General features: G+C 39.9%; 14 protein-coding genes. 3 read left to right on the forward strand and 11 right to left on the reverse strand.

Annotation, left to right across the window (positions count from 1 at the left end):
* Nucleotides 1–31: 31 nt before the first annotated feature.
* Genes WD048_05330 through WD048_05345 form a run of 4 tightly spaced genes read right to left on the reverse strand, consistent with a single transcriptional unit; the run spans nt 32 to nt 6,626 of the window.
* Complete coding sequence (locus tag WD048_05330; GenBank protein ID MEX0811619.1) at nt 32–3,490, reverse strand: efflux RND transporter permease subunit; 3,459 nt, start codon at nt 3,488–3,490, stop codon at nt 32–34.
* 14 nt (nt 3,491–3,504) lie between these two features.
* On the reverse strand, nt 3,505–4,659 hold the full coding sequence (locus tag WD048_05335) for an efflux RND transporter periplasmic adaptor subunit (protein ID MEX0811620.1): 1,155 nt from the start codon (nt 4,657–4,659) through the stop codon (nt 3,505–3,507).
* Nucleotides 4,660–4,671: 12 nt separating this feature from the next.
* Entirely contained in the window at nt 4,672–6,024 is a 1,353-nt protein-coding gene (locus tag WD048_05340) for a TolC family protein (GenBank protein MEX0811621.1), read from the reverse strand.
* Nucleotides 6,021–6,626: a TetR/AcrR family transcriptional regulator gene (locus WD048_05345; protein MEX0811622.1), complete on the reverse strand. Its 606-nt coding sequence runs from the start codon at nt 6,624–6,626 to the stop codon at nt 6,021–6,023. The genes WD048_05340 and WD048_05345 overlap by 4 nt, the downstream gene beginning before the upstream one ends.
* A gap of 30 nt (nt 6,627–6,656) precedes the next feature.
* Here WD048_05345 and WD048_05350 point away from each other — a divergent pair, with 30 nt between their 5' ends.
* A complete protein-coding gene (locus WD048_05350) occupies nt 6,657–6,779 on the forward strand; it encodes a hypothetical protein (protein MEX0811623.1) in 123 nt (40 codons plus the stop codon).
* Nucleotides 6,780–6,811: 32 nt separating this feature from the next.
* Here WD048_05350 and WD048_05355 read toward each other — a convergent pair whose 3' ends face one another.
* From WD048_05355 to rimK, 4 genes are all read right to left on the reverse strand, one after another.
* Complete coding sequence (locus tag WD048_05355) at nt 6,812–8,311, reverse strand: RNA-binding domain-containing protein (GenBank protein MEX0811624.1); 1,500 nt, start codon at nt 8,309–8,311, stop codon at nt 6,812–6,814.
* A 134-nt stretch (nt 8,312–8,445) separates the two neighbouring features.
* Entirely contained in the window at nt 8,446–9,261 is an 816-nt protein-coding gene (locus tag WD048_05360; GenBank protein MEX0811625.1) for a hypothetical protein, read from the reverse strand.
* A 194-nt stretch (nt 9,262–9,455) separates the two neighbouring features.
* A complete protein-coding gene (locus WD048_05365) occupies nt 9,456–10,412 on the reverse strand; it encodes a succinylglutamate desuccinylase/aspartoacylase family protein (protein ID MEX0811626.1) in 957 nt (318 codons plus the stop codon).
* Between the two features lie 5 nt (nt 10,413–10,417).
* The gene (gene rimK, locus WD048_05370) at nt 10,418–11,323 is read right to left on the reverse strand and encodes a 30S ribosomal protein S6--L-glutamate ligase (protein MEX0811627.1); all 906 of its coding nucleotides are present in this window, start codon (nt 11,321–11,323) and stop codon (nt 10,418–10,420) included.
* A gap of 183 nt (nt 11,324–11,506) precedes the next feature.
* Here rimK and WD048_05375 point away from each other — a divergent pair, with 183 nt between their 5' ends.
* On the forward strand, nt 11,507–11,686 hold the full coding sequence (locus WD048_05375) for a hypothetical protein (protein MEX0811628.1): 180 nt from the start codon (nt 11,507–11,509) through the stop codon (nt 11,684–11,686).
* A 22-nt stretch (nt 11,687–11,708) separates the two neighbouring features.
* Here the strand turns inward: WD048_05375 and WD048_05380 are convergent, their stop codons facing one another.
* Together WD048_05380 and WD048_05385 are read right to left on the reverse strand one after the other, a co-directional pair.
* Nucleotides 11,709–12,143 (reverse strand): RimK/LysX family protein, encoded by a 435-nt coding sequence (locus WD048_05380; protein ID MEX0811629.1) that lies wholly within the window; start codon nt 12,141–12,143, stop codon nt 11,709–11,711.
* Nucleotides 12,127–12,804 (reverse strand): DUF6796 family protein, encoded by a 678-nt coding sequence (locus WD048_05385; protein MEX0811630.1) that lies wholly within the window; start codon nt 12,802–12,804, stop codon nt 12,127–12,129. Before WD048_05385 ends, WD048_05380 begins: the two co-directional genes overlap by 17 nt.
* Nucleotides 12,805–12,830: 26 nt before the next feature.
* On the opposite strand from WD048_05385, the gene WD048_05390 reads away from it, so the two are divergent.
* Nucleotides 12,831–13,787, forward strand: a complete 957-nt coding sequence (locus tag WD048_05390) for an L-threonylcarbamoyladenylate synthase (protein ID MEX0811631.1) — start codon at nt 12,831–12,833, stop codon at nt 13,785–13,787.
* 6 nt (nt 13,788–13,793) lie between these two features.
* Here the strand turns inward: WD048_05390 and alr are convergent, their stop codons facing one another.
* Nucleotides 13,794–14,951 (reverse strand): alanine racemase, encoded by a 1,158-nt coding sequence (gene alr, locus WD048_05395; protein ID MEX0811632.1) that lies wholly within the window; start codon nt 14,949–14,951, stop codon nt 13,794–13,796.
* Nucleotides 14,952–14,955 lie beyond the last annotated feature (4 nt).

The raw sequence follows: 14,955 nt of genomic DNA on the forward strand, positions 1-14,955 counted from the left end.
CTCCGCATAATATACATTGGCTACAAGTCTATTAAACCTTCCCAAACAACTTGCCCAGTTTGTATTTTGCAAAATCGAAAGTCAGGTACATCACCGGAACTATTACCAGCGTGAGGAAAGTGGCAAAAGTCAATCCGAAAATAATGGTCCATGACATAGGCCCCCAGAATACAACATTGTCGCCCCCTATAAATATCTGGGGATCGAAATTGCTAAACAGCGTATTGAAATTGATATTAAAACCTATGGCAAGCGGTATAAGTCCCAGTACTGTAGTAATGGCGGTGAGTAACACCGGACGCAAACGCGTTTCACCCGCAATAATAATACTCGAAACCAATTCATCTTTGGGCAACCTTTTACTATTTAAGCCCAGTTCCTTGCGCCTGCGTTGTCGCACAAGGTCGGTGTAATCAATGAGTACAATGGCATTGTTGACCACTACTCCGGCAAGCGAAATAATACCAATACCGGTCATAATGACCACAAAATCCATGTTGAAAATACCCAGGCCGAGAAAAACACCGGTAGTACTGAAAAGTACCGAGAGCATAATAATCAATGGAGCAGTAATAGAGTTAAACTGTGTGATCAAAATTAGGAAGATCACAAAAAGCGCAATCATAAACGCTCGTGTGAGGAAGTCCATAGATTTTTGCTGTTCTTCTATTTCTCCAGTGTATTTGATCGTGTATCCATCGGGCAATTTATAATCCATAAAAATTTCACCCAATTGGGCAATTATTTTATTGGGGTTATACCCGGTTATTACATTTGAATAAATGGTGATGACCCTGTCGGCATCCTTTCTGTTTACAGCACCATAAGTAGAAGAATAACGCACATCAGCAACGGCAGAAATGGGCACCTGTACAATTTTACCGTTGTTTTGGTTGCGATAGGTAATCTTTTGATTGATTAGGTCTTCAAGGTTGTACCTGTATTTATCGCTCAGGCGCAACATGATGGGAAAATCATCTTCTCCTTCTTTGTATTTGCTCACTTCCTTTCCAAAAAGTGCTGTCCTTATAGTTGATGCAATTTGTGCTGTGCTCAAGCCGTAGCGCCTAGCTGCAGCACGGTCGATATCTACGATCAATTCAGGTTTCCCCACATCCAAATCCGTTTTTAGTTCTTCAATTCCCGGGATATTGGCATCTTCTATATGTTGCATCACATCTTTTGAGAGTGCAATCAATTCATCGAAATTTTCACCACTCACCTCCACTGATATTGGCGGGCCAAGTGGTGGGCCATTGGCATCTTTATCTACCGTAATTTGCGCACCAGGTACATCTTCCACTAAATTTCGCAAATCTTCTAAAACGACTTGGGTATTTGGAACTACAGTTCGGTGCTGATACTCTACAAATGATACTGTAATTCTCGACTTGTTGGGCGATGCCCCTCTTTCTATTTTTCCGCTATTTGGATCGGATGTGCCTTTTCCAACATTGCTCACCACAGATTCTATGAGTGTTTCATCTTTGTATTGCTCCAAATAATCAAAAACTCTTTTTTCTATTTTTTTGGTAAGTGCATTCGTTTTTTCAATATCAGTACCCGTTGGCATTTCAATGAAAATATTGACATAATTGGGAATGTTCTCCGGGAAAGTGATCACATTGGGATCTTTGGAGAAATAGAAAATCATAGAGCCAATCATCACTAAAAAAGTAGCGATTAAAAAGAAAGCCGGTTTCCAACCATCAAGGGCAAAAGTGATGGTTCTGTGGTACAAACGTTCCAGTCTTGGCAAAAACACATCCTGAAAACGGACTGAAAGCGGGGTCAAAACATAAAGATTGAGCAATACCAACAGCACTACTGCCATCAATATATTTCCAAACAAAATGTTTTTCATAAAATAAAGCCCAATAGCCGCTACAAACCCGAGGGCCAAGGCCAACAGTAATTTTCTTCTTGATTTTCGCTTTTTTACTGTTTTTAATTCATCTTCTTCACTTTCCTGCACTTTCATAAATAGCGAAGTCAGCACCGGGTTGATCACCAATGCTACAAAAAGGGAAGAGGACAGAACTATGATTAACGTGAGCGGGAGGTATTGCATGAATTCTCCCATGATATCATCCCAAAAAAGCAGGGGCATAAAAGCGGCCAGGGTAGTAGCCGTAGAACTAATAATGGGCCAGGCCACTTCACCAACACCTTCTTTGGCTGCCCGAACAGGGCTTTTGCCTTCCTGCATCAGCCGGTAGATATTCTCTACTACTACTATGCCATTGTCCACCAGCATTCCCAGTGCAAGTACCAGTGAGAACAATACCATCATATTGAGGGTAATGTCCATTGCGTGGAGCACAAATATTCCCAACAAAATTGAAATAGGAATGGCAATTCCTACAAAGATGGCATTGCGCAGACCGAGGAAAAACAAGAGTACCAAAACCACCAGTATTACCCCTGAAATAATGCTGTTTTCAAGGTTGGATACTTGCAGTCTGGTCATCCTGGAAGTGTCGTTGGTAATATCTACTTTTAAATTATTCGGAAGTTTGGTATCAATATTTTTTTGAAGTATTTCCTTGATTTTATCGGTAGCGATCAACAGGTTTTCGCCACTTCTCTTTTTGATTTCGAGTGTAACTACATCATTGGAATAGGATCTGGAATAGCTTTCGGGCTCCTCATACGCAAAGCTTATTTCTGCAAAATCCTTGAGGTAAACTATTTTTTGATCTCTGTTTTTGACAACAATTTTTCCAATTTCTTCAGTGTTTTTAAACTCACCAATTATTCTGATACTTCTCCTGAAATCGTCAACTAAAAGATCACCTCCGGAAATAGTGCGGTTCTCATAGCCAATAGCATCCTCAATATCTTTAAAGGAAATTTCCATGGCCTCCATTTTGAAGCGATCTACATTGATTTTCACTTCTTTATCGTGAGCGCCTTTGATATCTGCTTTTGATATTTCATTGACATCTTCAAATTTTTCCTGCAAATATTCGGCATAGTACTTTAGATCTTCTGCCGAAAAATCTTCACCGCTGAGATTGACATTCATTACCGGCATTTCAGAGAAATCCATCTCAAATACATTCGGCTCTTTGTCTAAATCTGTGGGCAATTCGCTATTTGCTTTGTCCACGGCATCTTTCACTTCACTAAGGGCGACCTGTACATCTACATCAAAACCAAACTCTACTACAATAGTGGAATGATCCTGGATAGAAGTAGAAGTAAGTTCTTTGATCCCAGTAATGGTTTTTATTTCTTTTTCAAGCGGGCGTGTGATCAAATTTTCTATATCCAGTGGTGAGTTCCCGGGATAGGGCGTACCTACATAAATGGTAGGAATATTCACCTCAGGGAAATTTTCTTTAGGCATATTCTTGTAGGAGCTAATGCCCATAACAAGAATAATAAAGAGCAACACGACAACACTTGTCTGATTGTCAACCGATAGGCTGGATAAACCAAATTCGCGAATTATGCCCTTTTTCTTTTTATTAGGATCTTTTGTCATTGCTTCTGCTTTTCTTATTCTACGATCTCAATTTTATCGCCATTGGCCAGGTCTCTGTGGCCTTCATCAACTACTTTATCATTTGGATTCAGTCCTTTTTCTATTACTGAATGTCCTTTATAGGTTTTGCCTTTTTGGATAAATACTTTTTTGGCAATCTTATGTCCGTGCTCATTTTCAGACTCCACATAAATGTATTCTCCATCTCTGCTAAACTGAATTAACCGGGTAGGAATCACCAGGGCATCTTTCTTTGTATAATCATTGATAGAAACGGTGGCCAATAAATTTGCCTTAATAACACGGTCTGTATTGGGAATGCGCACATATATTTTAAAGCTTCTGTTGGCAGGATCAATATATTGACCTACAGATTTTATGATTCCCTTTCTGGAAGTTTTTATAGCAGGAAAATGGACATCTACGCTATCCCCCTCAACCATGCTGCCAAGATAATTTTCAGATACATCGGCTTCAATTTTTATTTGCTCTAAATTCATTACACGCACCGCAGGCATTCCCGGGCTGGCTACTTCGCCCACTTTCACATAAATTCTGTCAACTGTACCGGAAAATGGTGCTTTTATTTTGGTTTTGTTCAATTGCGCCTGCGCAGAAGCCAACTGTCCCTCCAGCTGCTCTTTGCGATTTTTGCTTTGTAGATAATCCACTTCTGAACCGATATTTTTTTCCCAAAGCCTTTTTTGTTTTTCGTATAGCTTTTTGGCCAATTCCAAAGAGGTTTCCAGTTCATCTATATTTTTGACAACCACTGAATTATCAAGCTGAACAAGGAGCTGGCCTTCATTGACTTTATCACCTTCATCTACAAGAACTTTTGTAACAAGGCCGCCCATATCGGTACTTACAGCAATACTGTTTTCAGATTCTGCTGTACCTTGCACTTCAAAGTAATGATTGAAAGTGGTTTGCTTTACTGGGATTACTGTCACCGGTTTTCCTTTTCCCTGGTCAAAATAACCTGGGTCAATTTCCCTGATTTCTTCTTCCAGGTTAAATATCTTGGTACTGAGGTCGCCACGATCTTTCTTTAGCTTTTCTAATTCAGCTTTTTTTTGATCGAGTTCGCTGCCTTTTTTAGGTGAAGAGCAAGCCTGCAAAAAAATTAAAATTGAAAGGATACTGCTGATCCAAATAAATTTTTTCATTGTTTTATGTATTTATAATTCTCCTAAAGCTTTGTCTAATTCTGTTTTTCTCAAAAGCAAATTGTATAATGCATTGATATAATTGGTCTGAGTATCTGTCAGGTCTGTTTCAGAATTGGCCAGTTCCATACTTGAACTCACCCCTTCTTTGTATTTCTCCTGTACCTTATTGTAAATCTTGTTTGCCAATTCCAGGTTTTGCGTCTGGTTGTTGTATTCATTCAGGGCATTGCTGTAATTGGTGCGAGCCTGCTTTACTTCCAATTTTGCCTGCTGCTCAAAGTTTTCAAGGTTGTTTTTGATTTTTAGCTGATCGAGTTTTTTCTGTTGAACTTGAGCACCTCTTTTATAAGAATCAAAAATAGGGACTTTAATATTTAACCCGTAGAAGCCGCTTTCAAACCAGTCTTCCTGATAGATCTCTTCAAAACTACTGCGCTGATTGAAATAGCTATAGCCTCCGAAAAAATATACGGAAGGGAAATAGCCAGCCCGGATACTTTTTGCCTCATAGCCCCTGAGCTCGTGTTGTGTTTGCAATAAATTGTGTTCAACGCGTTGCGTATGGTCAAATGGTGCGTTAACTTCTATTGCCTCAGTTTCAGAAAGCAACTCCTCTAAATTGTCTGTCAATTCGATTTCACTGTTTAATTCCATTCCCATTTGATATTTCAGCACATTCAAACTGAGTTGTGCCTGAAGATCGGCTTTGGTTTTTGCCGATTCGAGATTGGCCAGGTTAAGCCTCAGGCGATCTACGTCCAATTCTTCTGAAAAACCTTCTTTGTATAATTCCTCTGTTTCTGCAAGCAATTGTTCCAGTGTTTGAAAATTGCTGTCTAAAAGTGCTTTGCTTTCAATGGCCACCAATGTTGAATAATAAGTGGACGCAATGGTGTTTTTTAAATCTATTTCCTTCAACTGCACCTGCCCATCGGCAACACTTAAAATAGCCTTATTGGCTTTCAAACCAATAAAATAGCGCCCATCTACTATTAATTGGTTTACAGAAATATCTGCAGTAGCTTGATGCTGCACACCAAAAAAGGTGACAAATTCTTCGTCCAGACCGGGAAAGGCTCCGGCAGGAATTACCGTTTCGGGCAAGTTGAAATTGTTCTGGTAATTGAACTCTCCCAATATTTTTGGCAGCCCTTCAGTGATCACTTCCAGGGTTTGTTTTTTGCTGATCTGATAATCGAGTTCTGCATTTTTCATCAGGTTGGAGTGCTTTAAGGCATATTCCTGTGCTTCCTTCAGTGAAAATGTTTGTATGTCTTTTTGCTCGGGATATTCCTGTGCTACAGCTAATACAGCGATAAAAACTAAAACACAGAGAGCAATACTGTTTTTTAATATACTCATGACTGTTGTTGATTTAATGCTTCTAAAACTTTAAAACCCTCTTTTGAGGCAATGCCCCGCACGTGATAGCTCAAATATTCTTCATAATGCCGAACAACTTCCTGCTGCTCGACCTGAAGTTCGGGCTGAATAATCATATTGATCATGTTGAGATAAATACGGGCAATTATCTCAGGGTCAATGTCCTGTCTATAAAGGTTTTCTGATTTCCCTCTTTTAATATTATTGAGAATATGCTGGTAGATAAACACATTTTTGTGCGCTTCCATAATTGCCCATGCCTTTGGATAATAGCGTTTAAGATCAAATAAAATGGAAGGGTTCATTGTTTGCAGATGCCCGCTGACATGTTGCCCCAATTTGAAAATCTCTTCTATGGCATTGGCAGATTGTTCTTTAATAGCAAGTACAGCTTCTTTTTCTAAATCCAAATGCGCTGAAAGTGTTTTTTCAACCAAGTCGGATTTATTGTCAAAATGCTGGTACAGTGTTTTTTTGGAAACACCAAGATGCGAAGCCAGGTCGTCCATGGTAACGCTTTTTACGCCATATCTTAGGAACAGCTCTTCGGCCTGGCAAAATATTTTTTGTTTCTGATCCATAATTGATGTGCAAAGTTAAACACAAAAACTATGGAAACTGCAAAAAGTTTTAAAGTTTCCATTAAATTTTTTCAAAAAGATGGATTAGGCGGGTTTGTTTTTTGTGAACAAGAACCGTTGCGCTTATTCTTGCTTGGGTGGGGAATACATTAGTTAAGCTTTTGTTTCTGTTTCAGTCACATCACTTACTTTTTATCGTGCAGTTTATCGTGCAGTTTATCGTGCAGTTTATCGTGCAAATCCTTGGTGAGAAAATAAAAACCTGTCTTTTTACTTCCAGAATAAACTATCAAATTTCCTTCTGTTAATAATTTTAAGTTCTCTTTTATTGTTCTTTCTGATACATCAAAATAACTCGCTAAATCATTAACTTTTGTTCCTTTATTTGATGAAATATACTTAACAATACCAACTAATCTTGACTTAACTGATGAAGTTATTCCTGGATTTACAGCATCATTTACAGCATCACTTACGGCATCATAATCATTTTTGTTTATCAATGACATTTCGCTTTTAAGCGGAATAATTATCTTGAAAACATCCGATTCAATAAACTCTGGTTTGGTACCGGGCGTATATATGCCACAGTATTTAAAGGTAACCCGAACCCCTGACCCCAGCTCGTCCACACGACCGATTTCTTTGAAGAACTTGGCGATTACAGGATTCTTGGGATAAGGAGAAAAATTAGAAGGGTCAATTATTCCACCATCATGTGGGCGGTTCCAGTTTTCGGCCAATACCCTGTCCTTTTCGATAATGAATTTAGCTGGAAAAGCATTGGCGAATTCTCTGTGAATAATCAAATTCCCAATTACTTCCCTGAAAATACGGTCGCGCAGACTGATGCGTTGTTCGCCTTCCTGATAAAATTTGTCGGGCAAGTGTTTTCGCATAAATGCCATCAGCCGGTCGTAACTTTCTATCAGGTTGGTTCTAATATCATCCCGGTCATCATAGCGATTCATATTTTCCACCCTGAGAATAGCATCCGTCTTATGATGCGGCAGCACACTTTGAATCACTTCATCTTTTCCGAGCAACAACACTGCAGCCAGCGTATAGCCGTCTTTTCCAGTTTGGTGGTCGTGTTTGAACAATCCTGCTGAGCGCAGCAGCTCTTTATCTGTCATGTTTTGCCAGGGATGATCTGCTCGCTCGTTTTTGGCCAAGGTGCGGATACGGCTGAATAATTCTGGCTTAAAGTCCGAAAGTTTCAGATAGGGATAAATCCGGTTTTCGGAATAGGTGGTTTGTTTTCGAAGGTACATTTGCGTGACCTGTTCGGTTTGCCGGGTAATGTCAAAATCCCCATCTTCATTCCGGTCGAAAATCTTTCCCTTGGTGCTGTGTACCTGCGAGCTTTCCGGTACATACACGTAAATTACTTTCTTGCCTTCAAAGTCGATTACTTGTGTTGAAAGGTAAAATGGAGGACTGAGCTTTTGCGGATTATTGGCATTGGTGACAATATTATTGACGATATCCTGAACATGATTTTCCAAAATGCCCTCCACTGTCCCATCATCCTTCACACCCAGCATTAAATGACCGCCCCTGCGATTGAGAAAGGCACAAATGGATTCAAAGGCATTTTTGTTCAGTTCAAACTGAGACCTTTTGAACTCGACTTCTATGCCTTCACCTTTTTGCAGTAAGTCTTTGAATTTTTCGGAAGTCATTTATAATGTCAATATTAGAAATTTTCTGAAATAATTCTGGGGCATTTTCTTAGGGTGAATAAGAACCGCTGTGCTTATTTTTGCAAAAGCGAGAATATTAATCATCATCTAACCTGATTGTGTCCAATATATTTCTATTCAATCAGCTTTTGTAGCTTATTAGTTAATTCTTTGTTTATAAGATCAATAGTTTTGTTTTCTGAAATGGAATATTTTTTCATGTATATCGGTTCTTTGTATCTGTCAAATTCTCCATTTTCGTCCTTGTCCTTACCGAATCGCAGAATTATTTCATCTGTGTTATAAAGTATATAGTAGTCCACAAGTCCCATTTTTTCAAATTCAACGGTTTCAAGTTTGTCTTCATGGATGTCGTAGATGAAAAAAGATTGCAAGTCTGAATCTTTCAGCTTTCCGTCCTTGTTCGAGTCATAAGTTGTTCCGCTTATAAATAGATATTGCTTATTTTGGATTATGTAATTCTGGAATGAATTAATATTCACTTTTACTTCAAATACTGGCGTCTTCTGATTGTTTTTCTGATTGTAGATAATGATGTTATTATAGGAGCCGGAATATCTGTAATAGGAATATTTTCTAGAACCGTAAGCATTTGACCCCTTCTTAAACCCTTCATTTTCAATAATTTCAGGATTTTCCAGATTGACTTGAGATACAGGGATAAGATAAATGCTTTGTAATGTGTCGATCAGCCGAGGCTTGGCAAAGCTTATTTCTTGTTTTCTGATCTTAGTAGTTGTTCCATCTGTTTCCACTTGGCCGTCAACAGTCAAAGCATTGTCTTGTGCGTTTCTTCTCTGAGTATCTCGGATTACCCTGTCAACAAGGAAGTATCCACCAGTCAAGAATATCATTCCAATCCCAACAAGAACAAGTGTGCCAATAATTGCAAGAAGTTTTTGATTATATCGTTTCAGTTTATTATCCATAGTACTTATTTATATTTTCCAAAAAACATACTGTGTAAATTTGTACCCCTTTGGTAAATATAACTTATAAAAATGAACTGTTCCAAAGATTGTTTATGTTGCCTGTTTTAAATTTTGGCGAACAAGAACCGCTGCGCTTATTCTTGTTAGAGCGGAGGATATATAATATTACTTACAAAGTTGTGATTAATCCCCTACTCCTCAAACCCAATATGCATCAGCGCATCGCCTTGGTTGACCACCGCTTGGTGATTGAGGGCTATGACATGTCCCGTTTTGCTGCTTTTTACTTTTATTTCAAATTCGGTATAGGGCGAACAAATCCTGCCCAAAAACTGTCCTTTGCTGACATAATCCCCGGTCTTAACATTGGATTGAAATATGCCCGAACCCCTGGCCCTGATCCAGGAACTGTTCATAAGCACTATGTTTTTATCATCCGGGTTCATATGGACATTGCCCATTTTTAAATGGCACAAAACCTTTTGATAACCTTTGATGCCCTGTTCTATCGCAAAGGAATCGAGCCTTAAGGATTCGCCTCCCTCATAGACCAAAATAGAAATGCCCTTTTTGGCCGCTGAACTTCTCAGGGAGGCAGCCCTAAAAGGACTATTCAGCGTAAAAGGTGCATTAAAGGCTTTCGCCAGTTCCTTGTTTTGCTCATCTTCCAGCTTGCAGCGAACTTGTGGGAAATTGGTTTTAATGCCCCCACCCGTGTGAAAATCAATCCCCAAATCGATATTGGGTATAATTTCGTGCATCATAATATAGGCCACCCTGGAAGCCAAAGAGCCTTTTTCAGAACCGGGAAAGGAACGGTTCATATCCTTGCCATCGGGCAGTTCGCGCGCTTGGCTGATAAAACCGTAAACATTCAAAATGGGAATACAAATGATGCTGCCGCGTTCGGGAATGTGCAGGTTTTGCTTCATAATCCTGCGTACAATTTCCACCCCGTTGATCTCGTCCCCGTGCATCCCGGCCATAATTAATAGGGATGGCCCAGGCTCGGTAGAACGATTTACAAATACGGGAATACTAATGGGTGTTCTGCTCGGCAGTTTTGCAATTTCCAGATTGATCTGCTTTTGCTCACCGGGAAGGATTTCCTGCCCGTAAATGTGCATTACTTTTCTTTTGGGATACATGCGATCTAACCCTTAAATTTTCCTGAAACAGCTCTTTTGCTAATGGCATTTTCTATAAACTCGATAATGGCTCCGGCTACATTTTTGCCCGTGGCTTTTTCAATGCCCTCCAATCCGGGTGAGGAGTTCACCTCAAGAATTAGCGGCCCTCGCTCCGATTGCAAAAGGTCCACACCTGCTATATCCAGTCCCATGGCCTTTACGGCTTTTATAGCCGCCAGTCTTTCTTCTTTGCTCAGTTTAATGACCTGTGCACTGCCGCCCCGGTGTAAATTGGAGCGAAATTCGCCTTCCTTTCCGGTGCGTTTCATGGCACCTACCACTTTTCCGCCCACTACAAATACACGGATATCAGAGCCCTTACTTTCCTTGATGTATTCCTGAACGATCACACGGGCTTTCAATCCATTGAATGCATCCAATACCGATTCGGCCGCTTTCTTGGTTTCTGCCAAAACCACGCCCAAACCTTGCGTACCTTCCAATAATTTAATGATCAATGGCGCACCCCCCACGGATTTTATCACATCGTCTTTTTCTTTGGAGAAATTGGTAAAAACCGTTTTTGGCAAGCCCAAACCCTCGCGGGAAAGCACCTGTAGGCTACGCAATTTGTCCCGTGAGCGCAATATGGCATTGGAATCGGCAGCGGAAAAGGTATTCATCATTTCAAATTGGCGCACCACTGCCGCACCGAAAAATGTTACCGAAGTACCGATTCTGGGGATGATGGCGTCAAAACCCTCTAAATTTTCATTTTTATAATGCACCTGGGGCCTGTCTTCCTGCATGATCAAGTTGCATTTCAGGTGATCGATTATTTGTACTTCATGTCCTTTTTCTTCAGCTACTTCGGCCAGTTTTCTGGTGGAGTATAAAGTAGCGTCTCTTGATAATATTCCGAGTTTCATTTATGTGCTTTGGTTTCGTTAAATTGAAATTTTGACCTGGGAAAAGATATTTAAATTAGATACTGTAGATCTTTTCACCAAAGATTAAAGTTAGTGTTTTTAAAATTTTAGAACAGAAGCATTAAATTGTCATGCGCTAACATTTAATGGAATTGAATTTGGGTTTAATTTTGACAAATGCAAATGAAAGAAGCTAAAATCTATACCGCTATAAAGTATGGGGAAAAGGAGGATTTCTTGTTCCAGTTAACAAACAATCAAAAATTAGAAATTGAAATTGCAAGAAAGCAAGTTGAAAATGGAGAAACCGAGGATTGGGAATCTGTCCTTAATAGATTGTCAAAGAAAACTTCGCTTCTCTAAAAATTGCACTTGATTCTTGAATTTAACTAATTCTCATCTTCTTCTTATAAGACAATTTATAGCGGTTCACATCCACCATGAAATTTTCCTTTAAAAATTTTCTGCCCAGCAATACGGGAAACCTTAGGGCTTTTCTCTTGCTCAGCGAAAATTCTGTGGGGTAATTATCGCCAAATATTTTTACCGTAGTCTTTATGATGTAGCGCTTTTCCGCCTGACCAAAACTGTTGCGAATGACTTTTTGATAATATTCCCGCGTTTTAAAAGTACTGGTTTTGCCCTTTTCTACCTCGAAAACAATGTGCAGTTCACCGTCTTTTATTTCCCAATTCTTATAGCTCAGTGCACTGGTGTACGCCCCTGTATCAACCTTTGCAGGCAAATCATAGAGACCCAGATCGGGCAGGTCTATAATGTCATTCCTGCCAATAATATGTGGTTTATTTTTTTCTTTCATAAGCGATGATTGCAAAAAACAAAAATAAGGAAAGATTGAATCCTGCGGGTGCCAATACATTTCCAATAAGTGGAAAAACAAGATAAACAACAATGCAAAATGTATAAATCAAGGCCGGATTAAACCATGCTTTCCATTTCTCCAGTTGGGTTTCCCTTTTCCAAATCAGGAAAGAATATAAAAAAGAAAGCACAAAAAAACCAAGGGCCAAAAAAGCGCCCAATGGCTCAAATAGTAATTTAATAAAGTCAAATTGCTGAAACATGTAGTCCGATTGATCGGCAGGTAAATCCTGGGCTATGCGCAAGTACATGCCCGTGAAAGCACATGTGGCATGGTAGGCAATGCCGGGAAACAAAGTTAAAATAATGGCAAAGAAAAAGAGCCAGCTTTTCCCTTCTATAGCGGGCTTGAGTTTTTGATACAAAACTGCCAAGCCAAATACCTGAAAGGGAATAAATAAAATGCCCAAATACGCCCCTATCAAAAGCCTATGCGGAGGTATGTCTGCCAGAAAAAGATAATCGCCCGCTTCGTAATTCCCATCGGGATGATACAAGAGCAACACATCGCCTATGCCGCCCAAAAGCGCACCGAACATGGCGATGTAAAGTCCGTATTTACCGACTTGATTTTGAAAACCCATTTTTGTGCCGTTCAAAGGTTATTTTTGCATAAAATCCCGAATTGAAGATAGGCAAAAACATTGCGGTAGCAAAGGCAGCATTGGAAGCTGGCGAATTGGTGGCCATTCCCACAGAAACGGTTTATGGTCTGGCAGCAAATGCGCTGGATTCAAAATCGGTGGTGAAAATATTCGAAGCCAAAAATCGTCCTTTTTTCAATCCGCTGATCGTACACATTGGTTTGGCGGAAAATTTGGATGAGCTCACCAATTCAAAACCCGCCTACGTAGATAAATTGATCGAGGACTTTTGGCCAGGGCCTTTGACATTGGTTTTGCCCAAATCCAACAAAGTACCCGATATTGTAAGCGGTGGACTGGATACGGTAGCAGTACGAATGCCCAATCATGCAATGACACTTGAATTGTTACAATCCTTAAAATTCCCGTTGGCAGCACCAAGTGCCAATCCCTTTAAGTACATCAGCCCCACTACTGCCGAACATGTAGCGGCACAAATGGGCGATAAAGTCAGCTATATCCTCGATGGCGGTGCTTGCAAAGTAGGTGTGGAAAGTACCATTGTAAAATGCCTGGACGATAAAATCCTGCTTTTGCGCGAAGGAAAAATCCAAGCAGAAGAAATAGAGGCCTGTACCGGTATCAAAGCTGAAAAAGTAAAAACGGACAATGAAAAACCCGAAGCACCGGGAATGCTAGCTACACACTATGCGCCAAATAGTAAAATTTTGATCGGAAATATTGCTGATTTAATTGAAAAATACAGCGATAAAAAACTGGGCATTTTGTCTTATTCGGAAAAATATACTGCTGAAAATATTTTACATCAGGAGATTTTAAGCAGTAAAGAAAATTTATCTGAAGCGGCTGCAAATTTCTTTTCTGCACTGCGCAATCTGGATGCTGCCCATGTGGATTTAATTCTTGCCGAATATTTGCCCGAGGAAGGAATTGGCAGGGCTGTGAACGATAGGTTGAGAAGGGCCTCTACCATCTAACCAAAATCACCTCACCGGCTTTCTCGGTATCGCTGCCGGTAGCCGTGCGATCATTTCATTGTTGATCAAATTGGCGGAACTTGAAAATGAACTGACCGTAATGGTGTTGTTTTGCTGTTTGCCGATCAGGACCACTTCATCACCTATTACCACATTTTTAATATGGCTGACGTCCACCATAAAAAGGTTCATATTTACCAGTCCCACAATAGGGGATTTTTTGCCTTTTATCAGCACAAAACCTTTGTTGGACAAGTTGCGGGAATACCCATTGGTATAGCCCAAAGGCAGTACTGCAATTTGCATATCCTGGTATGCCTGAAAAGCAGTGCCATAGCCTACAAAATCGTCTTTTCGCACCTGCTTTATATCCATCACATTGGTTTTCCAGGTAATGACTCTGAAAAGCGGACTGTCTTTTTTCTTGCCATTTTTACTCAAATGATCATAATAGATTTCGGGACTGGGCCAAAAACCATATTGCGAAATTCCGATGCGCACCATATCCAGTATGGTTTCAGGCCAGGCCAGCGCAGCAGCAGAACAAGCCAAATGGAAATATTTTGGCAAATATTTCCGCTTTTTAAAAAGTCTTTTAAAATCGTTGAACACTTTAATTTGCCGATCGATCCTAAAGCGATTGGCAAAACTTTCGGCACCTCCAAGATGTGAACAAACTCCTATCAACTCGAAATGCTTGCTGTGTTTTTTTAGAAAAGTAATGGACTTGCCCACATCCTCCGGATTCATTCCGGTGCGATTGGTTCCTGTTTCAACTTCCAGGTGTATTTTGGCTTTTTTTCCGGTTTTTTTTGATTCTTGTAAAATCAAAGCAAGGCGATTGTAATCAAAAACATAAAACTCAATGCCGTTTTCCAATGTCCAGTCAATGTCCTCATCGTGCAAAATACCCATGATGATGATATCGGACTTTTCGTTTTTAACCTCCAGGACTTCTTCCGCTTCAAATGAGGAAGAAGTGGCAAAATAATCGATGCCACATTTTTCAGCCATGGGCACAAATTCATGTGTGCCGTGGCCATAAGCATTGGCTTTTACCACAGAACAAATTCGTGGTTTCTGACCGATCTTTTTGTGAATAAAATTGATGTTTTTTTTCAGTGCAGATTGACTCAGCTCTATTCGGGATGAGTGTCGTACCATTTTT

The sequence above is a fragment of the Chitinophagales bacterium genome (genome assembly GCA_040877935.1).
Lineage (GTDB): Bacteria > Bacteroidota > Bacteroidia > Chitinophagales > CAIOSU01 > JBBDNB01.

What these genes read in the sequence shown, in the direction of transcription:
- WD048_05330 (MEX0811619.1), bottom strand. Translation starts at nt 3,490, where the DNA reads ATGACAAAAGATCCTAATAAAAAGAAAAAGGGCATAATTCGCGAATTT.
- WD048_05335 (MEX0811620.1), bottom strand. Translation starts at nt 4,659, where the DNA reads ATGAAAAAATTTATTTGGATCAGCAGTATCCTTTCAATTTTAATTTTT.
- WD048_05340 (MEX0811621.1), bottom strand. Translation starts at nt 6,024, where the DNA reads ATGAGTATATTAAAAAACAGTATTGCTCTCTGTGTTTTAGTTTTTATC.
- WD048_05345 (MEX0811622.1), bottom strand. Translation starts at nt 6,626, where the DNA reads ATGGATCAGAAACAAAAAATATTTTGCCAGGCCGAAGAGCTGTTCCTA.
- WD048_05350 (MEX0811623.1), top strand. Translation starts at nt 6,657, where the DNA reads ATGGAAACTGCAAAAAGTTTTAAAGTTTCCATTAAATTTTTTCAAAAA.
- WD048_05355 (MEX0811624.1), bottom strand. Translation starts at nt 8,311, where the DNA reads ATGACTTCCGAAAAATTCAAAGACTTACTGCAAAAAGGTGAAGGCATA.
- WD048_05360 (MEX0811625.1), bottom strand. Translation starts at nt 9,261, where the DNA reads ATGGATAATAAACTGAAACGATATAATCAAAAACTTCTTGCAATTATT.
- WD048_05365 (MEX0811626.1), bottom strand. Translation starts at nt 10,412, where the DNA reads ATGTATCCCAAAAGAAAAGTAATGCACATTTACGGGCAGGAAATCCTT.
- rimK (MEX0811627.1), bottom strand. Translation starts at nt 11,323, where the DNA reads ATGAAACTCGGAATATTATCAAGAGACGCTACTTTATACTCCACCAGA.
- WD048_05375 (MEX0811628.1), top strand. Translation starts at nt 11,507, where the DNA reads ATGAAAGAAGCTAAAATCTATACCGCTATAAAGTATGGGGAAAAGGAG.
- WD048_05380 (MEX0811629.1), bottom strand. Translation starts at nt 12,143, where the DNA reads ATGAAAGAAAAAAATAAACCACATATTATTGGCAGGAATGACATTATA.
- alr (MEX0811632.1), bottom strand. Translation starts at nt 14,951, where the DNA reads ATGGTACGACACTCATCCCGAATAGAGCTGAGTCAATCTGCACTGAAA.